This window comes from Methanolobus chelungpuianus (assembly GCF_024500045.1).
Taxonomy (GTDB): Archaea; Halobacteriota; Methanosarcinia; order Methanosarcinales; family Methanosarcinaceae; genus Methanolobus; species Methanolobus chelungpuianus.
In genome coordinates, this window is the sequence record NZ_JTEO01000006.1 from 155,885 (window position 1) to 180,865 (window position 24,981).

Annotated in this window: 20 protein-coding genes and 1 pseudogene; 10 read left to right on the top strand and 11 right to left on the bottom strand. The window is 49.4% G+C overall.

All coding sequences use genetic code 11. The features are described from left to right. Nucleotides 1-55: 55 nt before the first annotated feature. The 4 genes from PV02_RS11040 to PV02_RS11055 form a co-directional block, all read right to left on the bottom strand. On the bottom strand, nucleotides 56-496 hold the full coding sequence (locus tag PV02_RS11040; protein WP_256623473.1) for a pyridoxamine 5'-phosphate oxidase family protein: 441 nt from the start codon (nucleotides 494-496) through the stop codon (nucleotides 56-58). A gap of 56 nt (nucleotides 497-552) precedes the next feature. Beyond that, nucleotides 553-1,434, bottom strand: a complete 882-nt coding sequence (locus tag PV02_RS11045) for a YihY/virulence factor BrkB family protein (RefSeq protein WP_256623474.1) — start codon at nucleotides 1,432-1,434, stop codon at nucleotides 553-555. Nucleotides 1,435-1,575: 141 nt separating this feature from the next. Then, complete coding sequence (locus PV02_RS11050; protein WP_256623475.1) at nucleotides 1,576-1,992, bottom strand: Mov34/MPN/PAD-1 family protein; 417 nt, start codon at nucleotides 1,990-1,992, stop codon at nucleotides 1,576-1,578. 81 nt (nucleotides 1,993-2,073) lie between these two features. After that, a complete protein-coding gene (locus tag PV02_RS11055; RefSeq protein ID WP_256623476.1) occupies nucleotides 2,074-3,525 on the bottom strand; it encodes a TIGR00297 family protein in 1,452 nt (483 codons plus the stop codon). Nucleotides 3,526-3,862: 337 nt separating this feature from the next. Between PV02_RS11055 and PV02_RS11060 the strand changes: the two genes are divergently transcribed. From PV02_RS11060 to PV02_RS11085, 6 genes are all read left to right on the top strand, one after another. After that, nucleotides 3,863-4,417, top strand: coding sequence for a helix-turn-helix domain-containing protein (locus PV02_RS11060; protein ID WP_256623477.1), 555 nt, complete (start codon nucleotides 3,863-3,865; stop codon nucleotides 4,415-4,417). Nucleotides 4,418-4,429: 12 nt separating this feature from the next. Next, nucleotides 4,430-6,103 (top strand): AMP-binding protein, encoded by a 1,674-nt coding sequence (locus PV02_RS11065; RefSeq protein ID WP_256623478.1) that lies wholly within the window; start codon nucleotides 4,430-4,432, stop codon nucleotides 6,101-6,103. Nucleotides 6,104-6,229: 126 nt separating this feature from the next. Further along, nucleotides 6,230-6,475, top strand: coding sequence for a 4Fe-4S dicluster domain-containing protein (locus tag PV02_RS11070; RefSeq protein WP_256623479.1), 246 nt, complete (start codon nucleotides 6,230-6,232; stop codon nucleotides 6,473-6,475). Between the two features lie 15 nt (nucleotides 6,476-6,490). Further along, entirely contained in the window at nucleotides 6,491-7,552 is a 1,062-nt protein-coding gene (locus tag PV02_RS11075; protein ID WP_256623480.1) for a 3-methyl-2-oxobutanoate dehydrogenase subunit VorB, read from the top strand. 2 nt (nucleotides 7,553-7,554) lie between these two features. Then, complete coding sequence (locus PV02_RS11080; RefSeq protein WP_256623481.1) at nucleotides 7,555-9,000, top strand: 2-oxoacid:acceptor oxidoreductase family protein; 1,446 nt, start codon at nucleotides 7,555-7,557, stop codon at nucleotides 8,998-9,000. 96 nt (nucleotides 9,001-9,096) lie between these two features. After that, entirely contained in the window at nucleotides 9,097-9,492 is a 396-nt protein-coding gene (locus PV02_RS11085) for a thioredoxin family protein (protein ID WP_256623482.1), read from the top strand. A gap of 41 nt (nucleotides 9,493-9,533) precedes the next feature. Here the strand turns inward: PV02_RS11085 and PV02_RS11090 are convergent, their stop codons facing one another. After that, the gene (locus PV02_RS11090) at nucleotides 9,534-10,085 is read right to left on the bottom strand and encodes a LemA family protein (RefSeq protein WP_256623483.1); all 552 of its coding nucleotides are present in this window, start codon (nucleotides 10,083-10,085) and stop codon (nucleotides 9,534-9,536) included. Between the two features lie 46 nt (nucleotides 10,086-10,131). After that, nucleotides 10,132-11,982, bottom strand: a complete 1,851-nt coding sequence (locus tag PV02_RS11095; RefSeq protein ID WP_256623484.1) for a DUF2207 domain-containing protein — start codon at nucleotides 11,980-11,982, stop codon at nucleotides 10,132-10,134. 149 nt (nucleotides 11,983-12,131) lie between these two features. Here PV02_RS11095 and nudC point away from each other — a divergent pair, with 149 nt between their 5' ends. Then, nucleotides 12,132-12,986, top strand: a complete 855-nt coding sequence (nudC, locus tag PV02_RS11100; protein ID WP_256623485.1) for an NAD(+) diphosphatase — start codon at nucleotides 12,132-12,134, stop codon at nucleotides 12,984-12,986. Nucleotides 12,987-13,236: 250 nt separating this feature from the next. Next, a pseudogene (locus PV02_RS13360) lies at nucleotides 13,237-13,569 on the top strand (DUF2341 domain-containing protein); the annotation flags it as partial. A 1,543-nt stretch (nucleotides 13,570-15,112) separates the two neighbouring features. On the opposite strand, the gene PV02_RS11110 reads toward PV02_RS13360, so the two are convergent. Genes PV02_RS11110 through PV02_RS11120 form a run of 3 tightly spaced genes read right to left on the bottom strand, consistent with a single transcriptional unit; the run spans nucleotide 15,113 to nucleotide 17,783 of the window. Next, nucleotides 15,113-16,753, bottom strand: coding sequence for an AMP-binding protein (locus PV02_RS11110; RefSeq protein ID WP_256623487.1), 1,641 nt, complete (start codon nucleotides 16,751-16,753; stop codon nucleotides 15,113-15,115). Between the two features lie 21 nt (nucleotides 16,754-16,774). Beyond that, a complete protein-coding gene (locus PV02_RS11115; RefSeq protein WP_256623488.1) occupies nucleotides 16,775-17,194 on the bottom strand; it encodes an acyl-CoA thioesterase in 420 nt (139 codons plus the stop codon). A 13-nt stretch (nucleotides 17,195-17,207) separates the two neighbouring features. Then, nucleotides 17,208-17,783 (bottom strand): helix-turn-helix domain-containing protein, encoded by a 576-nt coding sequence (locus PV02_RS11120; protein ID WP_256623489.1) that lies wholly within the window; start codon nucleotides 17,781-17,783, stop codon nucleotides 17,208-17,210. Between the two features lie 248 nt (nucleotides 17,784-18,031). Between PV02_RS11120 and PV02_RS11125 the strand changes: the two genes are divergently transcribed. Beyond that, nucleotides 18,032-19,966 (top strand): hydantoinase/oxoprolinase family protein, encoded by a 1,935-nt coding sequence (locus PV02_RS11125; RefSeq protein ID WP_256623490.1) that lies wholly within the window; start codon nucleotides 18,032-18,034, stop codon nucleotides 19,964-19,966. Between the two features lie 26 nt (nucleotides 19,967-19,992). Here PV02_RS11125 and PV02_RS11130 read toward each other — a convergent pair whose 3' ends face one another. Next, on the bottom strand, nucleotides 19,993-23,301 hold the full coding sequence (locus tag PV02_RS11130) for a GAF domain-containing protein (RefSeq protein WP_256623491.1): 3,309 nt from the start codon (nucleotides 23,299-23,301) through the stop codon (nucleotides 19,993-19,995). 307 nt (nucleotides 23,302-23,608) lie between these two features. Here PV02_RS11130 and PV02_RS11135 point away from each other — a divergent pair, with 307 nt between their 5' ends. Beyond that, the gene (locus tag PV02_RS11135; RefSeq protein ID WP_256623492.1) at nucleotides 23,609-24,412 is read left to right on the top strand and encodes an SIR2 family NAD-dependent protein deacylase; all 804 of its coding nucleotides are present in this window, start codon (nucleotides 23,609-23,611) and stop codon (nucleotides 24,410-24,412) included. Between the two features lie 17 nt (nucleotides 24,413-24,429). On the opposite strand, the gene PV02_RS11140 is transcribed toward PV02_RS11135, so the two are convergent. Next, nucleotides 24,430-24,933 carry an Hsp20/alpha crystallin family protein gene (locus PV02_RS11140; RefSeq protein ID WP_256623493.1) on the bottom strand — a complete coding sequence of 168 codons (504 nt, stop codon included), beginning with the start codon at nucleotides 24,931-24,933 and terminating at the stop codon, nucleotides 24,430-24,432. Nucleotides 24,934-24,981 lie beyond the last annotated feature (48 nt).

The following is a 24,981-nucleotide window of genomic DNA, read 5'->3' on the forward strand; positions in this document are numbered from 1 at the left end:
GCTTAAATAAAAAATATCCATTCGCCTGAACGAGTGGATACAGATCTGCAAACAATTAGTAGGTCACGAAATCCCTGTGATTGAAGCCCCTGGAATAGTCCAGGTAATATGCTTCCTCGGGCTGAACCTTGAAAAAGACATTATCCGGGTTGGAAGGCATATCAGCCATGAAAGGATACTTCTCGGCCATCATCCTGAAAGCCCTGCTGGTCTCCTCCCTGTCCGTGACAAGGGATGCCTTGCCCTGCATCTGGACCCCTGTTATCCGTGATACCTGCACATTGTCCTCATCCACAGTATAGGCCACTTTGGGATTATCCATCATGTCCGCCACTTTATGAGTGTTCTTATCAGTCACAAAATAGACTGTCGCACCGTCAGAAGCAAAGGCCATGGTATGTACCATCGGTCTTCCTTTCCTGTCAGCTGTCCCCAGGTTCAGCCACTGGTGGCTGGAAAGATAATCAGCGATCTTCTGTTTGATTTCTTCTGTCATTTAAACACCCCGGCCTGTTGGCCCTACTTTATATTACGGACTGCCACGCCTTAAATTTAATCGTTGGCAAATCTTCTTATCTGCTCTCTCCTTTGACCGGTTTCGTATTCCTCATACACTTTTGTGAATTCCACCATCACTGTCACAATGATGGCAGAGAGATAAATCCATAGAAAGATAGCAAGTACGGAACCTATGCTGCCATACATGCCTGTTGGGTCCGTGTATCTCAGATACAGGCTGAAGATATATTTCCCTAATGATATGAGAGTTACTGTGAGAACGGATCCTACCACGACATATTTGTAATCCATCTTGGTATCCGGAAGCACTCTGTAAATGTAGATAAAAAGCAGTACAAGGATCAGGAAACTGGCCGCAGTACTTGTATACTGTATGGCCCAGGAAGGTATCGGGAGCACTGTATCCAGTTGTTGCGATACACTGAAGAAGACAATCTCAAAGACTGTCGTTAACGCGACCAGCACTACAAATATGAACACGGCCAAAAAAGAGGATATCCTTTTTTCGACCAGTTCCTCAAACCAGCTGCCGCTTTCGTAAGAAATCTTCCACATACGGTTGATGGTCTTCTCAAGCTGCAGGAAGAGATTGCCTGAGGTCCAGAGGAATAATGCAAAACTCACCAGCAGTCCAGCAGTAATAGTACTGGTATCCGGTATCTGTTGAAAAAGAGTGTCCAGTGCGCTTTGAGTTGCTTCGGTAGAGACAGATGATACATAGTCCCTGATGGATTGCTGGACAGCCTGCCCTCTTAAAAAGAAACTGCTCACTGACAGCAGGAACAATAGCAACGCCGGCAGGCTCATCAACACTATGAAAGAGAGTGCAGCACTATCTGTGATACCGTCATCTGCATTCCATCTATCTATCGTACCGGTTACAATATCCTTTATCTTGCCTGCCATGTCCCCCATAACTTGCCCCCTTAAACAAACCATATTTAAATCTGCACTGATGGGATATACTTCTTTTCAAGTATTCATTAACATAGGACAAGATAATTATTGACTGCTTGTGCCAGAAAGATCAGTTAGGAGGCATCACACTGGCCCGACCTACAATAGATCCTCTCCGAACTCATCCTCAAGCTCAATATCCAGCACCTCAAGACTTATAGGCTGCCCGCTGCCGTCATAGCATTTCCAGTTGTTCCTGCCATACGGGTGTCCTACGATGATGTGATGCGTGCCTGTCTTGCTGAACATGTGCAAATCGGCCTGTGAAGGTCTCACCACAGAACTGGGGTGACTGTGTACGGAGCCTACTGCCGAGATGTTTGGCATCATGAAGAGCTTCAGGACAGCGCTGCTTTCACTGGACTCCGTTCCCGGGAGAAGAAGCACATCAGTGATGATACCATCCTTTGCCTCCAGCAGCCCCGCAAACTCTTCGGGATAGCTTGACTTGCTTGCCTCAAGTATGAAATCAAGGGTATCGCGGGCAATGCCTCTGACCTCGACCTTCTTTTTCATACAGGATGATTGTTGCTATACGTTATAACTTTTCTGAAGCGAGGGTCGGTTGCCCCAGCACCGGCCCTTAGCTTACACTTCTCAGACCAGCAGCAGGTAAAGAATGCCCGAGATGAATGCACCGGCAAAGGTTGCAACCAGATTGACACCACTATTGGAGAGCATACCCCTGTGCTGGAGGGTCGCACCCAGCAGGCTGTCGACATTGGTTCCCAGGAAACCGCCTGCAGTTGTGATGAATATCACCGTGAGGGCGCCGTCCACCCTGCCAAAGAGCACAGGCAGGACACCGATAACCATTGCCCCCAGGAGGGCTGCCACTTCGCCAAGTACTGAAACGGCTCCGTCCACTCCTGCCCTGACAGGCTTGAGAGTAGTGATCATTATAGGCTGGGAGCGTGCGGTCGTGCCGATCTCGCTGGCAAGGGTATCACCGGTTGCAGTTGCAACCGTCCCCAGGTATGCGAAGATGATGAGCTCCGAATACTGTGGATAGATGCCATAGAGTATCGCCAGCACAAGGGCTGCCATACTGTTACTGAACACATTCTCATAGCTGCGCACCCCGTCCTTAGACTGGGCAATGCCTATGGATTCTTTGTACGTGTACTTGTACTTGGTAAAAGCACCGCCCAGGATAAAAAAGGTAAGGAGGAGGATGAACCAGAATATATCGCTGAATACAATGATAAGAACACCAAGCAAAGAAGCGCTGAAGAGCGCCGAAAGGTCTGCTATCCTTGCCCTGTAGGCGAGATATCCAAGCACAAGAGAGAACATGAGCGCCATGAACATTTCCGAGGGCGGGACCGAATAGCCGAAAGCATGGAACAGCCACATGGCCATACCGGCACCCAGGGGGACAGAGATATTATCATCCACCTTCGAGGGTATGGATTCAAAAAGGGCACCTGTAATGGAACCTATCACAGCCAGGAAGAATATCATATTCACCATTTCCCTGCTGACGCCCAAGGTTCCCCATCCTGCGATCCAGAAACCTGCCACAAAAGCTGATACGATGCCAATCCCGAGCATCACTATGCTGGATGGGAGAAGATGCTGGTCTCCGCCGCCATTAATCCGCCGTGCGGCACCGTTAAGATGAATCCGGGTCCGGTGGCGGATGAATGTGGCTGCACTGCTTCCGAAGGTCGAGATGGCAATTGCACCGCCTATGACATAGAGAGGGAAATCAAGCGGAGTGAACTGCAGCATCTGGCTTATCAGGAGCATGGTAAACACTGAGACTGCCAGGTTCCTTGCGCTTCTCACGCCATCGTTCATATCTGTAAGCTCTTCCCTGGACCCGGGCTCAGGCTTACGGTAAAGGAACTTTGCAATAACAGGGTACTCAGGAAAGTATGCCAGGACAATGATTATCAGGAAACTCAGGAGTAAGAGCGTTGACACATCAAGGAAGGGAAAGGCAAATACAAGCATACCGAACGCGGCGTGAAGTATCTGCCGCCGGTATTCATGTTCCATTTTTTCCAGGCGCTCGATAACGGAATGCATACGGATCTTTTGCATACTGGTCTTTTGATTATTGTAGTGAATACGGATAGTTAATCAATATATAAAGCAGTGATGATTACTTACGGATGTTCAGCATATCGGAATTCTTCTATATGTATATATATTTTTATGTATAAACAAACCCGTAAAGCAGGGAACAATCACTGCATCACTTCCGCTAACAGATGAATATATTCAAATAATAGGAAATCTTAAGGAAACCGTTATCAAAGGATAGCGCATCTGCAGGACTTGCTTTAAGTCCCGCCGTCAACTGCACAGCAGGCTGAAGAAAATACCCATCTGCTGATGCGGCAGGCTCTCATTTCTCAAATTCTCGAAGTGATGTAATATGCAGGAAAAAATTAAGGAAATTGCATCCCGTGTCAGGGAGCTCCGTGAGATTTGCGGCATCTCGGCAGATGAGATGGCTGCACGTCTTGGTATATCTGCTGCGATCTACAGAAAGTACGAAAATGCCGAGGAGGATTTTCCGGCAAGCATCCTTTTCGAGATCGCACAGCATCTTAACGTGGATATGACCGTACTGCTTACCGGGGAAGACCCCAAGATGCATGTATTCACGGTCACCCGGAAAGATAAAGGCGTCAGCATCCAGAGGCGCAAGGATTACAAGTATCAGAGCCTTGCCTCGAATTTTGTGCACAAGAAGGCAGAACCGCTTGTTGTCAAGGTCGACCCAAAACCGGAAGATACAAGACCTTCAATGAACTCCCACCCGGGACAGGAGTTCGATTTTGTGCTTGAAGGGACCCTTAAGGTAATTATCCACAACAATGAGATAATCCTTGAAGAGGGAGATTCCATATTCTTTGATTCGGATTATGCACACGGGATGCAGGCTGTGGGGGGAAAGCCCGCAAAGTTCCTTGCAGTCATTCTATAAAACGGAGGTATCATGTCTTCACTACTGGAAAAGTACGTCTCGCGCAGCGAGTTCGGTTCGTATGAGGATTTCAAGGAGAATTTCAGGATAGTCATCCCTGATAACTTCAACTTTGCATACGACGTCGTTGATGTCTACGCAAGGGAGCAGCCTGACAAGAGGGCTCTTATCTGGTGCGATGACAACGGTGATGAAAAGATATTCTCTTTCGGGGACCTTGCCCGCTACAGCAACAGGACAGCCAATGTCCTCAAAAGGTATGGCATCCGCAAAGGCGACAGTGTGATGCTCATGCTCAAGAGCAGGTATGAGTTCTGGTTCTTCCTGCTGGCGCTGCACAGGATCGGGGCCATTGCAGTCCCTGCAACCCACATGCTGACTAAGAAGGACATTGTCTACAGGACAGAACGCGCGAATATCAGGATGGTTGTCGCCGCCCCTGACACCGGGATACTGGATTGCGTTGACGATGCCTGTAAGGAGGTCGGCGATACCCTCAGTACCAGGATAGCAATCGGCCTTACGAGGGATGGCTGGGTATCCTTTGAAAAGGAACTTGAAGCGGCTTCCGCAGACTTTGCACGTCCCACGGGCGAGGAAGCCACCAGCAACGATGACATACTGCTGAACTATTTCTCATCGGGCACAACCGGCTTCCCCAAGATGGTGCAGCATAACTTCACATATCCTCTGGCACACATCATAACCGCCAGGTATTGGCAGAACGTAACGGACGGAGGACTGCACTACACGGTGGCAGATTCCGGCTGGGCTAAATGCGTGTGGGGCAAGATATACGGCCAGTGGATAGCTGGAAGTGCTGTCTTCGTGTACGACTATGACAGGTTCACCGCCGAGAGGATGCTGGAGAACACCGTGAAATACGGAGTGACGACCTTCTGCGCGCCACCCACCATTTATCGTTTCCTCATCAGAGAGGACCTGAGCAAGTACGACCTCAGCTGTCTTGATTACTGTGTGACCGCAGGAGAGCCTCTAAACCCCGAGGTTTACCAGAAGTTCCTCGAGATCACTGGGCTCAGGCTCATGGAAGGTTTCGGGCAGACGGAGACCATAGTCACCCTTGCAACATATCCCTGGATCGAGCCTAAACCAGGTTCCATGGGCAAGCCTTCCCCGGAATATTCCATCGAGCTGCTCAATGCCGAAGGGAAACCCTGTGAGGCTGGCGAGGAAGGAGAGATCGTCATTGATACAAGCTTCGGGAAGCCGCCAGGAATATTCACGGGATATGGCGCCGATCCCGAGAGGACCAGGGATGTCTGGCATGATGGCTATTACCATACAGGCGATATGGCGTGGAAGGACGAGGACGGATATTTCTGGTTCGTCGGAAGGGCTGACGATATCATCAAGACCTCAGGTTACAGGGTAGGACCATTCGAAGTTGAGAGTGCCCTGATAGAGCACCCTGCAGTACTGGAATGTGCCATCACGGGTGTCCCCGATCCGATAAGGGGCCAGGTAATCAAGGCAACCATTGTGCTCACAAGGGACTATACCGCAAGCGAGGAGCTGAAGAAAGAACTGCAGGACCATGTGAAGAGAGTTACTGCACCCTATAAGTATCCCCGCGTGATCGAGTTCGTGAAAGAGCTGCCAAAGACCATAAGCGGTAAGATAAGGCGCGTGGAAATACGCGACCATGACAAAGGGAATGCATAACAGGCACCTATACATATTTCCGCTGCCTCATCCGGACAAAACGGACAGGGATCCTCCATGCATAAGGTTTATGTACTTCCGGTCCGGGTGAATAGCATTTTCACATCCATATGAGGTAATATAATCATGTCAGATAATACATCAAAAAAGGAAGCCTATCCGGTGGTCAATATACTGGAGTGCAAGGCCTGCGGGCGCTGCGTTGTGGCATGTCCCAAAGGTGTCCTGCGGATGAGCGAGGGGCTCAATGAAAGAGGCTATCATTACATAGAGTATGCAGGCCAGGGATGCACAGGCTGTGCGAACTGCTACTACACATGCCCCGAACCACTGGCGATAGAGATCCACATTCCTCTAAAGGTCAGTGAATGAACAGAGGTAATTAAAATGGCAACACAATTGGTCAAAGGCAACACAGCAGCTGTCATCGGTGCACTCTATGCAGGCTGTGACTGCTATTTCGGTTATCCCATAACACCTGCAAGCGAGATCCTGCAGGAAGCTTCGAAGTATTTCCCACAGGTGGGAAGGAAGTTCGTACAGGCAGAATCCGAGGAGGCTGCCATCAATATGGTCTACGGTGCGGCATCAGCCGGTCACAGGGTAATGACAGCATCCTCCGGTCCGGGACTTAGCCTGAAGCAGGAAGGCATCTCCTACCTTGCCGGCTCCGAACTGCCCTGTGTCATAATTGACATCATGAGAGCAGGCCCGGGACTTGGTAATATAGGCCCCGAGCAGAGCGACTACAGTCAGGTAGTCAAGGGCGGCGGCCATGGCAACTACAGGAACATAGTGCTGGCCCCCAACTCCGTACAGGAGATGTGCGACCTGGTCATCAAGGGGTTCGACCTGGCATTCAGGTACAGGAACCCGGTATGCATCCTTGCGGACGGTGTGCTGGGGCAGATGGTGGAATCCATCCAGTTCCCCGAGAAAGCCATTGAACCGCAGATCGATACAACCTGGGCTGTCAACGGCACCGCAGCCACAAGAAAGAACCTTGTGACCTCCATCTTCCTGGACTTTGACCTGCTTGAGGAATTCAATTACAAGCTCCAGGAAAAATATGCGGTTATCAGGGAGAATGAGGTTGATTATGAAGAATACATGACCTCGGATGCGTCCATAATCCTGGTATCATATGGCATCAGCAGCCGCATATGCAGGTCTGCTGTGGACCAGGCAAGAAAGGAAGGCATCAGGGCCGGTCTCTTCAGGCCAAGGACACTCTTCCCCTTCCCGGAGAAAGAGCTCAGGGCCATAGCGGATTCAAGGGGATGCACGTTCGTGTCCGTGGAGATGAGCAATGGCCAGATGCAGGAAGATGTCAGGCTTGCCATCGGATGCACAAGGCCCGTCGAGCTTGTGAACCGTATGGGAGGGAACCTTGTTACCCTTGACCAGGTAATGGAGAGGATAAGGGAAATATCCTCAAGGGAGGTGTAATTATGGCTTCAGCAATTGAAGGCTGTACCGGGAAGATCATTGGAAGGCCCGGGGGTCTCTATGCAGAATTCCCGCGTAAGGGCGGGGCCGCTCCCACGGCAACTCACTACTGTCCGGGCTGCGGACATGGGATCATCCATAAGCTCATAGGAGAGGCACTCTCTGACCTTGGTATACAGGACCGTACCGTCATGATAAGTCCCGTGGGATGCGCTGTTTTCGCATATTACTACTTTGACTGCGGCAATCTCCAGGTGGCACACGGCAGGGCACCCGCTGTGGGCACAGGTGTCTCCAGGGCTGAGGATAATGCTGTTGTCATCGCTTACCAGGGAGACGGCGACCTTGCTTCCATCGGCCTTAACGAGACCATGCAGGCTGCCAACAGGGGCGAGAAGATGGCTATTTTCTTCGTGAACAACACCGTTTACGGGATGACAGGCGGCCAGATGGCTCCAACCACCCTTATAGGTGAAAAGACCATCACCTGCCCTGAAGGAAGGGATCCCAGGTTCGCAGGATATCCTCTGCACATGTGCGAGATCCTCAGTAACCTTAAGGCTCCGGTATTCATCGAAAGGGTCTCTATCTCGGATATATCCCACATAAGGAAAGCACGCAAGGCTGTCAGGAAAGCCCTCGAGATCCAGCGTGACGGCAAGGGCTATGCTTTCGTGGAGATACTGTCCACATGCCCAACCAACCTCAGACAGGATTCCGAGCAGAGCACCCGCTTTGTCAATGAGGAGATGGAAAAGGAATTCCCACTGGGCAACTTCAGGGACCTCTCAGACGCAACACAACCACTTCTCAGGGGAGAGAGCGACTTCAGCAAAGAGGCTATTGACCGGCTCTTCAACCTTGAGACCGAATCATCGCCGGATGCCGTGCATGACCCCACTTTCAGGGAGGTTCATGTGAAGGCCGCAGGTTTCGGAGGACAGGGTGTGTTGAGCATGGGACTTACCCTTGCGCATGCAGGCTGTAATGCACAGCGCTTTGTCTCATGGTATCCTTCCTACGGCCCCGAGCAGAGAGGAGGCACTTCCAACTGCTCTATTGTCGTTTCAGGTGAATCCATAGGCTCACCAGTCGTCTATGTTCCCGATGTGCTTGTGGCGATGAACCGCCCCTCGCTGGAAAAGTTCGCAGGGGATGTCAAACAGGGAGGTATCATACTGTATGATTCGACCATAGGTGAATGTGACATTCCCGCAGGAGTAAGAGGCATAGCTGTGCCTGCAGTGAAGATCGCAGGCGAGGCAGGCTCCGAAAAAGCCGCAAACACCGTGATGCTGGGCGTGATGCTCTCCCTCGGAGCGACCGGTCTCTCGGAGGAGAACTTCAGGGCAGCAATAGCCGAGACATTTTCGGACAAGCCAAAGCTCATCTCCCTGAACCATAAAGTGCTCGAGGCTGCTGCCGGCTGGGCAAAAGAAAACCTGTGAGAACATATCAGGCTGAGATACTGCCTGACCTCTTTTTTCCTTTTTTGGAGAACTATTTATACATGCAGCGCCCAATTTAAATTGGGAGCGGTAGAAATGGTTATTGATGACGCGGTTATTGAGGCAACCGACGCGGACTGGGATGAGATGCTCGGGAACCAGGAAAAGCCCATGGTAGTAATGTTCTACCTGCCGGAGTGCGATTATTGCAGGGAGATAGAGCCATATTTCAGGGAATACGCCAGTGAATTCAGGAAGTCAGCTGCGTTTGTGATGATGAACGGGATACTGTCAGCCAGGACAGCCATGAGATATAGAGTGAGAGGGGTTCCCACTTTCAAGTTCTTCTGCAGTGGCAAGCCAATAAAAGAGGAAGTTGGACTGATATATCCCTCTATCCTGAGAAAATCAATCGAGGACCTTATCGGGCACGGGAATGAGTGCGTGCTCCATACGACGCCACTGCCGGACGAAGTCTCACCTTATGAGTGAACAGGCTCCTGTCAGATATCACCAGGATGCATCACCGGTCTTCAGAACCTGACCGGCGGAACCTTGTACTCCTCAGGCGGTATCCGGAAGAGCTCCCTTTTATGGAAACCCGTGATACCTGCGATGATATTGGTGGGGACTGACTGTATGGTCGTATTGTAGTTCATCACCGTATCGTTATAGAACTGCCTTGAATATGTTATCCGGTCCTCGGTATCTGCAAGGTCCTTCTGAAGTTGTATGAAATTCTGGTTTGCCTGCAGTTGGGGATAGGCTTCGGCTACTGCGAACAGTGACCTCAGCGTTGATGTGAGCATATTGGATGCATCCGCAGCTTCGTTGGCACCCTTTGCCTCCATCACCGCAGCCCTGGCCTTTGTGACGTTCTCGAATACAGCCCTTTCATGCTGTGCATAACCCCTGACAGTCTCCACCAGGTTAGGGATAAGGTCGTTGCGCCTCTTTAACTGCACCTCTATCTGGGCCCAGGCATTCTCAACACGATTCCTCAATTTCACAAGATTATTGTACACTGCAACAAGAACTATACCAATGGCCACTACTGCCACTACAACAAGTATTTCCAGTACCATCAGAACGCCTCCTCTTCAACTCTGCCAGGATATGTACCCGTTATAATCATCTTGCTCCTCCTCCGCCACCACCGAAGCCACCACCTGCACCGCCTACCCCGCTTCCACCACTGGAAGAGCTGCCGGGGGAGGATGCCTGGTAGGCACTCCTGAACCCTGAAATGATCACCATGTTGTGATGCACAGGATAGAAATGGCTGCCTGCAAGCTGCTCAGTGGGGACAACAAGGGACATGTTATCAAGCGCTTTTTCCGCCACACCCAGTGCAACTGCATAGACCATGTAATGGTCCCAGATCCTTAAGGATTCGGGAGGATGTTCCCTGAGTGCGGAGAAATCAGTCAGGTATTTCCTGAAATTATCCCAGCGCTTATGGAAAAGCCTGCCTTCGGGAGTCCACTGTCCCAGGGTCCTTTCGCTCAGGTTGACAAAAACTATCATTATGACCGCAACAACGGCAGCCGCAATGACAAGCAGGATCGCACTGGATACTACAGGGAACTGCTCCGGAGGGAACAGGGAAACTGCCAGCCAGATGCCAAGAAAGGCCAGTATGATGACCCCAATACTGAAATAGGTCATGTAGGAGTTTCCATTTGACAGGAAAAGCTTGTCTGTCCTTGCGTGTTTTGTAACCTTGCCGTTCCACTTGTTCAGGAAATAATAGAACCCGGTACCTTTTCCAAGTTCCTTTTTCAGGTCGCTCCAGAGTATCCTGCCTTCCGATGCATGTGAACTCAGCAGATCGAACACATCCTTCTCGTAGTTCAGGAGCTGAAACCTGTCAGCAGCTTCATTGATCTCTATAAGTACGTCCTCTTTCTCACGCGATATCAATCCAAGGTGCTTCTTTGTGGACTTCGTGTCCTTCAGGCGGAGATATTTCCTGTCCACAAGATCCATGACAGTAGCAGTGAAACCCTCAATATTCGGGACACCGATCCTGCCCCTCATTATGGCATTGACCACGGCAGGCTTCGAGTCTGTTGGAAGTTCCCGCTCATACAGGCCATAATAATCTATGTCAGGCTCTCTTCCATACTTATGGTACACATAGAAGGGGAACAGCAGGGTGAGTAATAGGAAGAGGGCTGCCACATAGAAAAGAAGTCCTGCGATCATGGCCTTTCTTTCGTATGCCTTTTCAACGGCAAGTATCCCATCAAGGCCATCCTGATCCTGCAGGGATACTAAAGCAGGGTCAGGGGAGTCTATCCTGGGAAATACCACCCTTATCTCATACCAGCTGCCGGAGGGAATCTCATCGGCCTCGACGATGATGGTAGTTATGTTGCCTGCTGAACCTGCTGCGGCATAGGTCCCTGTTGTGTACTGGTCGGGACAGATCCAGTATTGGATGTTTTCCTCCCCGTATGATGCCGGCAGTGTGATACTTGCCGTGAAACCGTTCAGGTCCTTATCCCATTCATCACCCCAGAGCTGGTAATGCAGTTCCGAGACATCATTGTAGACCTTGACCCCGCGGTAATAATCGTAGGAAACGACAAAGCTTATCTGCCCGGGCGTGGGCTGGGGCAGTGAACCCACAAGCTCGTAGCCGCCGGAAACAGGCACGACACGGAAATCACACTGACCTCCTGTACAGTAACCGCTCATGTTCTCCACGGAGCCTCCGGGCGGCGGGTATACTGTCCTGTAAACCTCGCGGAAGGTTCCGTCAAAAGAGTAGGTGATGGTCTCCTCGACATGGGTTATTCCATCATGCCCCACTGTTATATTGGCTGTTGCCTGGTCCAGACTATAATCCCTTGCTGAAGCTTGCGATACAAGCAGAAGGAGGGACGCAACGAGCAGCAGAGACAATAAAGCGCAGCGCTGGAAGGATAAGTAAGGATAATACCTCTTAAGACGCACTTCATTCCTGTAAACGAACATGTTGCACAAGGCTGGCACGACTCCTTAATTATATATGCACCGCTCTTTTTAAGGCTTTATCTATAAGTAAGGAGTATAATTGAACCGAACCGGCTATGCCGGAAGAACAGGCAAATTAAATAAGGAAATATCCCATATCCATTTTGCGCATGAGACCATATTGCAAGTTACCTGAGCTTAACTTCCTTCCCCTGCTGGACCCTCCCGAGAAAACGCACATAACACCTGCCTATTGTTTCGCCTTTAAGGAGAGAAGGATCCTGCTCATCTGCGAAAATGACGGCTGCAGACTGCCTACCATGGAAGAGTTCAAATCCCTTGGAGCCGGGGCCCTAAGAGAGCAGTATATGGGAGAATACGGCAACACTTCGTGTTTTGTAATGGAGGTGGACGGCGTGGCCCTGAATCAGGAATCTGTCAGGTTCGAGGAGCTCCGGAAGCTGTACGATGTACTGGGTGAGCAGCTGGCAGCCCTTGCAGGCAGGGCTATCCAGTTACTTGAATGGGACATGAGGACTGCCTTCTGCGGTCGTTGTGGTTCAGGGACGTTCCGTCGCCAGCAGGAACGGGCCAAGGAATGCCCCGGGTGCGGAACGCTCTTTTTCCCAAAGATATCTCCTGCCGTCATTGTGCTGATAGAGAAGGAGAACGAAGCACTTCTGGCAAGATCTCCCGGTTTCCCTTCCGGCCTCTATGGACTTATAGCCGGTTTTGTAGAGCCAGGCGAATCCGTTGAGGAGGCGGTGGTCAGGGAAGTGATGGAGGAAGTAGGCGTATCCATAAGAGACCTTGAATATTTCGGCAGTCAGCCCTGGCCTTATCCTGATTCCCTTATGATCGGTTTCACTGCAAAATATGCAGGTGGTGAGATACGCATGGATGCAAAGGAAATAGAGGATGCCCGCTGGTTCAGGCACCACGAAATCCCCGCAGTGCCGAGCACAAGCAGCATCTCAGGGCAGCTCATAACATATTTTATTGAGAGGCATGCTCATCCGGAATAAGCTGTCACCAGGCAAAAGGATAATGTACATAAGAACAAAAGTACTTATTATACTTATTAATGCTCAATATATTTTTTAAGCATCTTAGATTAGATTGATAGACCAGACTGATAGATAAGATATAGTCATGAAGGTGAATGGCTTGAAAATCCGGTTATTGCAAGTTAGCTTGATAGTTCTGTTGTTCATTATTGGAGTACAGACATGTTCCGCCTTAACCTATTCCGGCGGTGGCGAATGGGAACACTCAATGGAGATTAGGATAAAAGAAAATTCTGGACAGGAACTTAGAAATTATCAGATCCCTGTTGTCCTAGACAGTTCCAATTTCGACTTTTCCCTGGCCCAGGGCTCCGGACAGGACATACGTTTCACTGCAGGCGACAGGCAGTTGCAGCACTGGGTGGAGGAATGGAGCACTCAGTCAGAAAGGGCAACAATATGGGTAAAGATACCCTCAATAGCTTCAGGTGGAACTGCCAGGATCACGATGCACTATGGCAATCCGCTTGCAACCGACATAAGCTCAGGAGCTTCCACTTTCGATTTCTTTGATGACTTCAGTGGCAACAATCTTGCCTTTGGAAACTGGGAACAGTTTACCACAGGTGGCGGTCAGCTTACTGTCACTTCTGGTGCTGCCAGGCTTATAGCTCCAAACTATCATCCTGCAGACATTTCCAGTGTCAAGACCACCAGGGATTTCCCGATTAACTCGATATTCGTTGTGAAGAGAAAGAAAGTTACCACAGGAACGGACCCCCGTGGTCCTGTGATCGTTCAGGGATTTGTGGACTCACGCAATGAGGACAGGAGCAAACTGCTTGTCAGTACCGAACTCCAGAGAGAAACAAAGGTCAACTGGGTTTTGAAGAACAGCACTTCCAGCGTGGGGGATACCTCAAAGGACCTGACCGACCTTAATGTAGCTGAAGACACATGGTATACAACCGGTGTCGCCTGGTATCTCGAGGATGAACTGGGGAAAGTAGCATTCTTTAAGAATGGGGTAAGGGACAGCAAGATGGACCTTACCACTACCGAGAAAACCAACAACCTGAATATTATAAATGTAAAGGCTTACCTTTTAGTAAGAAGCTATCCTGACGTTTCGGATAATACCGGCTATGCAGCCTTTGAACATGCTTACGTTCGCAAGTTTGTTTCTGACGAGCCTACCGTTACGATCGGAAAAGTTACCGGAGCCTCTGTACAGGAAAATACAACTGATATCCCGGAGCCCGCGAAGATCAATGTCACTGTCCCGGGAGGCATTTTCAATGCGGTCCGCGTCTTTGATACCGCAACATACGATGCATCTGCTCTTGGAGAGCTTAAGGCCAGCGGTTTTAATATGATCCTGGTAAGGACAACTCCGGAGAACATATGGAGCCTTGAGAGATTTGTAAAGGCAGCTCACGAGAACGGCATCCAGGTCTATGCGATGATCATCAGGGATGGAGGAAGCTCCGAGAACATGATAAATACCGCACAGCAGATCGCCGACTATAACAGCAAGTCCCTTGCACGCTTTGACGGAATAAACATTGCACTCAACCCATGCAGTGAAGATCCCGATGAAGCATGCGAAGATAACCTTGCCTTGCTTGAAGGCCTGCGTGCAAGTTCCGGTAGCATGCCTGTTGCCGTCGATGTGCCTGTTTCCTACGACAGGTCAGAACTGCAGGAAGTCTCGGGTAATGTAGAGTTCTTCATTCTCCTGACATACGATGAGCAGGGTAATTACATGAACAGTACTGCAACAATAGTCGATTCCATTTCAGCAAAAATGGGAGAGATCCGGGGTGCAGGAGAGAATGCCCTGATAGGTATCGCTGTCGGCGAGGAGTACATGACAGATGCGGAAGTGAAGGACCTCATTGAAGGGTTACAGGACTATTATTCCCAGGACACGGCTTTCATGGGCACTTCAATAGTGGTCTATGAAGACTACCAGGAATACTCCCCGGTAACATCGGCGACAGACGGGAACAGCCCGGCAATACCGGCCTTCACAGCCCTGACAGGCATTACTATGCTGCTGGCTGTTGCGTATATACTGAGAAAGAGATAAAACACAATGGATGATGTGGTCAGCACATCATCCTACCTTTACTTTAATTAGTTCAGTTCTTCTTTTTGAGCAGTTCAACAGCCAGGTCCTTGAGCTTGAACTTCTGGACCTTGCCGCTTGCCGTCAGCGGGTATTCGTCTACAAAGAAGACATGTTTGGGCACCTTGTAGCGTGCTATCCTGGATAAAGCGTGGTCTCTTACATCCTCTTCCGTAAGGTTGGCACCGGCATCAGGAATAATGAAGGCCCCTACTATCTCCCCGTACTTCTCATCCGGAATGCCGACAACCTGGGCGCTCTTCACACCCGGCATGGTGAAAAGGAATTCCTCTATCTCCCTCGGGTAAACGTTCTCACCGCCCCTGATGATCATGTCCTTTATGCGTCCTGTGATACGATAGTAGCCATTCTCGTCACAGGTACCCAGGTCTCCGCTGTGCAGCCAGCCGTTTGAGTCAATTGCCCTCTTTGTCTCTTCAGGCATCTTGTAATAGCCTTTCATGACATTATAACCACGACAGCATATCTCACCTATTGTGTTCGGAGGAAGAGGTTCATAGGTCTCAGGGTCCAGCACTGCAGCTTCCACGCCCGGGAATACACGTCCGACAGTTTCCACACGCAGCTCTATCGGGTCATCGGTCGTGGTCTGGGTAATTCCGGGAGATGCTTCCGTCAGGCCATAGACAATGGTAATTTCCCTGCAGTTCATCTCATTTATGACCCTTTTCATGGAATCTATTGGACAGGTGGAACCGGCCATTATGCCCGTACGCAGGGAAGAAAGATCGAACATTTTGAACATGGGGTGGGTATATTCGGCAATGAACATTGTCGGAACTCCGTACAAAGCCGTACACTTCTCTTTCTGGACAGCCGCCAGCACCATGAGAGGGTCATAGATTTCCAGCATCACAAGCGTTGATCCGTGGGTGAGGACAGCCATTACACCCAGCACGATGCCGAAGCAGTGGAACAGGGGCACAGGAAGGCACAGGCGGTCATTGCAGGTAAATTTCTGCCTGTTCCCGATGGAAAGCCCGTTGTTCAGGATATTGCTATGTGTCAGCATAACACCTTTGGGGAAGCCTGTGGTACCTGATGTGTACTGCATGTTGATGACGTCATTGCAGTTAAGCGTCGCCTTGGTGCTCTCGAGCTTCTCATCGCTGCTATGCTGCCCCAGCAACAGGAGCTCGGGGGTATTGTACATCCCGCGATGTTTTTCCTGGCCTATGAAAATAACGCTCTTCAAATGAGGGAATCTTTTGCTTTTCAGGCTGCCACGGCTCTGCGTCTTCAGTTCCGGGACCAGTTCATACATAATATCAATGTAGTTCACATCCCTGAAACCGTCTATGATAGCGATGGCTTTCAGGTCGGCCTGATCGACGACATAATCTACTTCATGTATCTTGTATGCGGTATTGACTGTAACGAGGACGGCACCTATCTTTGAGGTCGCGAACATGAAAGTCAGCCAGTCTGGCACATTCTTTGCCCATATACCTACGTGGTCGCCCTTGCCTATACCAATCTCCAGCAGGCCTCTGGCCAGCATGTCAACACGTTCATTGAACTGCCTGTAAGTGAACCTGAGATCCCTGTCAGGATAGATGATGAATTCCCTGTCAGGATCTTCCCTGACGTTCTTCTCAAGTACCTCGCCGAGGGTGTCAGTTATAAGCTCCATGATATCCGGCTCCTTCCGATCTTACTTCTTTCCACTGCTTTCCGCATCTATAAGGTGTTCTTCAAGCGCTCCCCTGATAGTTTCCGGGATAGGCACGGACTTCTTGTTGATGAAGTCGTAATGCACTATGACCACAAGTCCTCTGGCACATAGTTTTCCGTTCTGCCATGCTTCGTGTCCGATGGTGAAGGAAGAGTTGCCTATCCTTGCGATATAGGTATTGATGTCCACATCGAATCCATAATTTATCTCGCCTACATAGTCATATTCAGACCTTGCCAGGATGAGCTTCCACTTCTCAAAGCTCAGGTCAAGGTCAGGCGTGAAGAGCCTGAACACCGGGTTGCGTGCCTGCTCGAACCATATGGCGATGGAGATATTGTTGGCGTGCTTGAGTCCGTCTATATCACCAAACCTGGGAGTGACTGTTGTTTTGAACATGGTCATCTTCCGCTCAGAACGGTGCATATACTACCGCAAGTATCTGTGCATCGGTACCTACGGCATGTACATGGTGAGGGACCACGGAATCATAATAGATGCTGTCGCCTGCAGTAAGAGTATATGTATCTTTTCCGTACAGGATCTCTATCTCTCCCCTGGTAACGAAAATGAACTCTTCACCCTCATGGGAGGACAGTTTGACTTCCCCTGACTTCGGCGGGTGAACATCAATAAGGAAAGGTTCCATGTGACGGTCGGCCTTATCAGAGGCAAGTGAGAAGAAGTCAAGGGTGCTGGTCTCACACTTGTCACAGTTGCCTGAGAAACGCACCACCTTGGTTGATCTGCCTGCCTTTACAACAACCGGCCCTTTTTGCGGAGCGTCGTCCAGGAAAGTGCCAAGACGGACACCAAGAGCCCGCGCTATCTGCAGAAGAGGCGTCAGCGATGGGACAAGAGCTCCTTTTTCAAGCTGGTCGATGAGTTCCACATTTGTATTGCTGGCCTGTGCCAGGTCTGCCACTGACATTTCCTGCGTCTCTCTAATCTGGCGTATCTTACTGCCTATCAGGTTTTTTTCCGACATGGTGATGACCTCACATACTAGAAGAGTTCTAAAGAGCTGAATAACCAAATGAATTGGATAACGTAATGCGTATGGCATTTTGAGTTAAAAACCTATCCTTTTGAGATGAACTAGGCATCTGTTATCCTTAAGACATGCGATATCTACTGTTAACTGCGTTACTCCAAATCTTCCTGTTCAGGTAAACTATTAATAACTCTTATATCCAATGAATTACAAATTATTTTGAAATAAGAACAGGTGACAACATGCATTACGGATTAGGGATAGATGCCGGAGGAACGTACACAGACGCCGTTATAATCCGGGGCTCGGATGGGGCAGTGGTCGATTCGAAAAAGTCATTTACCACTTATCCTGACCTTCAGGAAGGTATAAGGAAAGTATTGGATTCCCTGGACCCGCAGTATCTGAAAGATGTCAACCTTGTCTCTGTCTCAACGACGCTATCCACAAACTCTCTGCTTGAGGGCACAGGCGCACCTGTAGGGCTTATACTTGTAGGCGAACAGACTGTTGAAAAGGTATTTCCCACACAGCATGTCAAATGGGTAGCGGGCGGACACGACACCAGAGGAGATGAGGAATTTCCCCTTGATGTGGATGCAGTCCGGGATTTTGCCCTTAAGAGCAAGGATGTTGTTTCAGCATATGCCGTTTCTGCCTATTTCGGCGCACGTAACCCTGAGCATGAGCTGAAGGTCAAGGAGATCGTAAGGGAGATGACCGGGATGCCTGTGGTCTGCGGACACGAGCTTTCCCTTGAGCTTGGAGCCTACGAGAGGGCTGTGACAGCAGTCCTGAACGCACAGCTGATCCCCATAACCCATCATTTTGTCAGTTCCGTCATGAAGGACATAAAAAGAAGAGGCATCAATGCAAGGATGCTGATGCTCAAATGTGACGGCTCTGTCTACAACATCGAAGACGCGCTGGAAAAGCCCATCGAGACTATCTTTTCAGGGCCTGCTGCCAGCCTGCTGGGTGCATCCTATCTGTCAAAGATAGAGACCTGTGCCGTGATAGACGTTGGCGGTACGAGTACCGACGTGTCCATGCTTCAGAATGGAGTGCCCGAGATCAGTACTTCAGGAGCGGTTGTGGGAGGATGGAAGACAAGGGTCCGGGCAATGAGAATGGAAACTTCGGCAACAGGAGGGGACAGCCATATATGGGTGGCCGATGACATTGTTCACATCGGACCCAGAAGGGTCATCCCTCTGTGTGTGGCATCAGTGCAGTACCCCGATCTTGCGGACAAGTTAAAGAGAAGCAGGACTCTCCCGAGGACCCTGATGGATGAGAATTACCAGCCTACTAAGTTCTTTGTCAGGACAGGCTACGAGGCCGCAGGTCTTGATGAAGAGGAGAAGGACCTGCTTTCCAGGATCGGTCCGGAACCGGTCTCCGTCAATGAGCTCAACATACTGCTCAAGAAGAACCCTCCCACCAGACTACTCGACTCCCTTACAAGGAAACGGCTGATCCAGGGTATCGGTTTCACACCTACCGACGCCCTGCATGTACTGGGAATATACACGCAGTGGGATGTCAGTGCTGCAGAGATGGGATCGGCTCTCCTCTCAAGGTATGTACAGAAGGGGAAATACGAGTTCTGTGCCCACGTAAGGGAACTTGTGGCCAAGAAGATGGCAACCGGCCTTATGTCTTTCATCCTTCCGCATCATCCCGGAGATATGATAGCAGATCTCCTGAACCGCTCCTACCCTGCAAAATTCAAACTTGAGATACCCGTGGTACTGCTGGGGGGACCTGTAAAGGCACACGCCGACGAGCTCAGGTCGATGATCGAAGCTGATGTTGTCGTCCCGGATTTCGCGGAAGTTGGGAACGCCGTGGGTGCCCTTGCAGGAAAAGGGGTAAAGAGGATAGAGATAAACGTAATGCCTGCATCGATCCAGAACCCGGATGAGGACTTCCTGGTGTTTTCCCCGCTTGGAAGGGAGCGTTTCCATTTGTACGCAGATGCCGTGGATTTTGCCACTAGGGTTGGAAAGGATCTCGTGCTGGATTACGAAAAAAGATGCGGCATACTTGAACAGGATACGCAGATAACGGTTTCCAGAAAGACCATATCACCTGAGAACTGGCCTCATCCCCCACTTGAGACCAGGGTCATCATCGTAGGTGTTGGTAATCCCATGATGGTACTGAAGGATTGAAAAAGAGACAGGATCAAAACCGGCTCTCAGAGAAGTACGGGGAAGATTATGTGCACCCTGGTGCCCACATTCTCCTCGCTTTCTATCCAAAGCCTGCCTCCGTGATCCTCTGTGATCTTTTTGCACATACTCAACCCGATACCTGTCCCTCCGTACCTGCGGGACCTTGAGCCATCGATCTGGTAAAAGCTATCAAAGGCCTTCATGATCTTGTTTGCTGGAATACCTATACCAGTATCTTCCACGGTCAGGTGGACAGAGCCATTCTCGTTCCAGCCGGAAACAGAGACCCTGCCACCGGAAGGAGTGAACTTGAAGGCATTGTCCACAAGGTGCATGAATAACTGGGACAGGTAATCCGTATCTCCATTTATAATACTCAGGTCAGATGGGATATCCTTGTGTAAAATAACCTTTTTATCCCTGTTCTCAAGTGATATTATCACTATGGCCTTCTCGACTATAGGCTCAAGGTGCACAGGGTTCATATCATAGGCAAACTGTTTTGCTTCAAGGGAACTCATGAAGATAAGGGATTCTATCAGCCGTTTGAGCTGTCCTGAGCTATGCATTACAGTCTCCATTGCTTTTTTCTGCTCATTACTGAGAGGGCCCAGAGTTCCGTCTGCGACAAGCTCACCAAAACCCAGAATGGGTATAAGCGGCGTTTTAAGCTCGTGACTTATATTGCAGAGGAAATTGTTCTTTAGCTCATCAAGGGACTTGAGCTCTTCATTCAGCTTTGATAGCTCTGTGTTTGCCTCCGAGAGCCTGGATGCATAGTTCCTCAGGGCACTCTCTGCATTCCTGCGCTGTATCAGTCTCCACATGCCGTGCATCAGGAGCGTAAGTTGTCTTGCGTCCGCCTGGTCGTAATCGCAGGTCTTATTGGCAACCCCTGCAAGACCTACGATCTTGTTCCCGTCTACTATGGGAACGGCCATGTAGCGTTCAATACAAATATGCCCTTCCGGGCATCCGGTCTTATGTGAATGAGGAGCATCATAGTCGTTTATTATCACAGGCTGGAGTTGCCTGATGGCATCGGCCCAGAGCCCCGACTCAGAAAGGCGGAACTCAGTATTTGAACAATCCATATTGCATTCTATAATGACATTCTCTGACCATGTGTGCATTATAAGGGACCTGGAATCTTCGCTGAGGAAGCCGATATAGCCGGTTTTGCTGCCTGTGAGCCTGATACCTTCTTCCAGTGCGAAGTCCTCTATCTCACTGACCGAGAGTTCTGTCATCTGGTTCAGTTGCTGCAGGGCCTCCAGACGCGCCTCTTCAAGCAGCAGGGCATCCTCGAACTTCTTCCTTTCCGTGAGATCATGCGCAACAATGATAACCTCATCCGAAGTTCTGGCAAAATGGAAGTCGATGTTCCTTACAGTACCATCCTTACACACCACGTCCGAGTTCCTGACCACGCCCGCATCGTTGCTGTTGAGAATACGCTCCCACTCTTCGTGCCAGTCCTCCCTGTAAACCTCGTCCGGATAAGCATGCAGCCACCAGTCACCGATCGAAGCAATATCTTCCTTTGTATAGCCAAAAGCCTCTATGAACCTCTTGTTACCGTACTCTATCAGGCCCTCAAGGCTTACGATCGCGATAGGCATAGGGGAGTTCTCAACAGTCTTGCGGAACTTTTCCTCGCTCTTCCTGGCGTCCTTTTCAGCATCTCTTACTGCTGTAATGTCGCGTGCCAGCTCCAGGCGCACATCACGCCCGTCAGGCCATTTGATTATTCTGTCAGTGACGGAATAATTTCTCTTATCTGAATCATTATAATGCTCCCAGACACATGATTCGTTCCTTTTTCTCAGGATGACGGGATTGGTGCAGAAGTCACATGGACTCTCCATACCCTGAAATACCTTATAGCACATATCCCCGACAGGGTCTGTTCCGAGCTTTTCCCGGAGCTGCTTGTTCACATACAGGATCTCATATGTTACAGGATCGGAAACATAGACCAGTTCTTCCATACTGTCAAATATGGACAGCAACTGGTCCCTCTCAGTATTAAGTGACTCAACTGCCGTTTTTTCCTGCAGGGCGGATGCGAACATCTGGGCCAGCACCTTTAACAGGCGGACCGATTCATCCGACCACTTTTTCTCCTCTCTGACCGAATCAAAGCCAATGTACCCCAGCAGGTCATTATCAATGACCATCGGAACAAGAATAAGGGACTTGATCCCCTGGGATTCCAGTATGTCTTTTTCAGACTGCGTGTATTCAGGCGTCATGGAGGCTACGGAGATGTGTACTGGCTTGAATGCAGCAAGATCCCTGATGAGCGAGGGGGCATCTGCTGTGGGCATGCTCTGAAGATTGTCTTTTTCCGGCTTTACACCGGAAGCACACCATTCATGAGTATTATGCATCAGGGACTTTCCGTCAGAGAACTGGAACACATAGCTGCGGTCGACACCGGCGAACTCTCCTATCTTCATAAGTGCAAGGTCAATGCCGCGGTCAAGCTCTTCAGCCTTCAGGGAGAGGAATTTTGTTGATATCTCACTTATAAGGCTTTCAAACTCAAGCTGATGCTCAAGCTGGGCCCTGTTCCTTTTTAGAGACTCAAGAGCCTGCTTTTTTTCAAATGCGATTCCCAGGAAACTGGAGAACATGTCAAGCATTCCCTTCATCTCATTCACTGCATTGTTATCCTCATACCTGTACCCCAGAACAATGAAACCTGAAAGCTCTCCACTGGTTATGACCGGATAGGCCACGAGGGACCTTAGCTGCATGCACTTCATGAAAGCCTTCTCAGGGAATGCCTGTGCGGGGAGACCGTCAATACATGCGACTATAACTGTTCTCTCATCTGCTAACCGGGACAGAAGCCACTTGAACTGTATTTCCTCCATGCTCCCGTTCTCATCCGGAAGACGGGTATCCTTTGGTGCGTACCACTGATGCAGAACCGCCTTTGATCCGTCATTCCTTATTACCTTATAAAAAGAAGCTATGTCAGCATGGCGTATAAGAGCCAGTCTTTCAAGCGACTGCCTGATCATATCATCAGTATCTTCGGAAAAGACAAGAATGGAAGAAATGTCGAAGAAGGCTTTTTCGATCTCATTCATGTATATCGGCTTTTCAATGCCATGATCATCCGGTCTGCTCTCAGACCGAAGCTTCCTGTCAATCCTGATCAGTTGCCAGCTGTAAACTAAAAAGAATAACATTAGAAGACTAAGCGACAGTATCCAGAACAAATGGGTGCCCAGTGTCAGCATATGCCACGATCCGATCATCATGAAGCTCAGGATGAACAAATAAATGACAGAGTCTTTCTTTCCCAGGGTCAGCTGCATGTTATCGCCGTTTTAACGATCGGATATGTTTTTTGTCTAGCCAGATAAGTAGAATGATAGTTAGATAGTGGTTTTTCGTAATTCTACATCAATCAGACATCACTAATAATGATATTTAAATCCATGCGGTTATTCCGCAGCGTGCTTTTGCATGAAAATAAGAAAAAAATAAGTTGTCATCAAGTATATTTAATCGGATCTTATACTACAGCAGGATTAGCGGAAATTGTTTATAGGAGTTGGTTCACGGAGCATTATATAAAGTTACCCGCTTGAAAAAATGAGATCATAGAAAGTGTTATAGTGCTTGGGATCCGAACATACAGGGATGGACAGGTTCATTGAACTTCTCGAGGGATCAAGACACTGCGTATTCCTCAGCGGAGCAGGCATCTCAACCTTTTCAGGCATTTTCGACTTCAGAGGAAAGAACGGCATCTACAGAAGATTTGATGCTGACAGGATATTCGACATCGATCACTTCCATTCAAGTCCCGAGTACTTCTATTCACATTCCCGGGAAATGGTTTTCAGTGTTGGCGAAAAGGAGCCAAACTTCATCCACAACACACTTGCAAAGATGGAGACTGCAGGGATGATCAAGACCCTCATTACCCAGAACATTGACATGCTGCACTGGAAAGCCGGCTCCAGGAACCTTATTGAGATCCATGGCTCTGCAAGGGAGAACACATGCCTGTCATGTGGTAAGAAATACTCTTATGAGCATGTAGCAAAAGTGGTCAACAATGGCAGAGTACCGGAATGCGTTTCCTGCGGAGGCCTTATCAAACCCGACATAGTCTTCTTTGGAGAGATGCTTGATGAAGGAACAATAACAAAGGCTATGATCGAGAGTTCCCTCGCCGACCTGTTCGTGGTCATAGGTTCTTCACTGGTGGTGCAGCCGGCAGCCTCACTTCCCCTCTGCTCAATAAGAAACAAAGGGAAACTTGTCATAGTTAACGATATGCCAACCCCGCTGGACGAGTACGCGTACCTCCGATATAACGACCTTGAAGATGTTTTCAGGAAACTGGAGAAACACTTCTTTAGAGGTCAATTGCAAGCCGAACAAAAAGATGAATCTAGCATTAAAGAAAAATTATGAGATGGCTGTACGCCCTTTTACTCGTCATGCTGCGGATACTCAAATGAGATTTCCAGCACGCCGTTCCTGCAGGTTGACCTGGCTGAATCAGGGTCAACTCTTGCCGGCAACCTCACAAGTTTTGAATAACCCACACCATCGACCATGACATTAATCTCTACATGCATATCCGATGGACAGTACTCAATGCTATCTTCATCGGCCCCGAGATCAGCCAGCAGATACACTCTGTCACCTGTCTGCTGAACTTCGATCAAAGGATCTTGCTGCAGGATATAGAAGTCCCCTTCCTTCTCCTCTTCATCACTCGGCTTCACAGACTTTCTCCCCTCAAACCCAAAGATCGTAGGATTCTTACCAGGCTGACTGATGATAGTGAAACCCTGAACAAGAGGCCGGTCAGCATCATCACTGATGCTGTTTTCGAGCATACTCAGGATATGATCTATCAACTGGTCTATCGTTTCGATCTTTATTTCATTGGACTTATCGTCATTTTCATGACGTCTTTTGTCGTCCATGTATTCATCTCCATTCATATTTTCGCGTTCTTCATTTATATGACTATG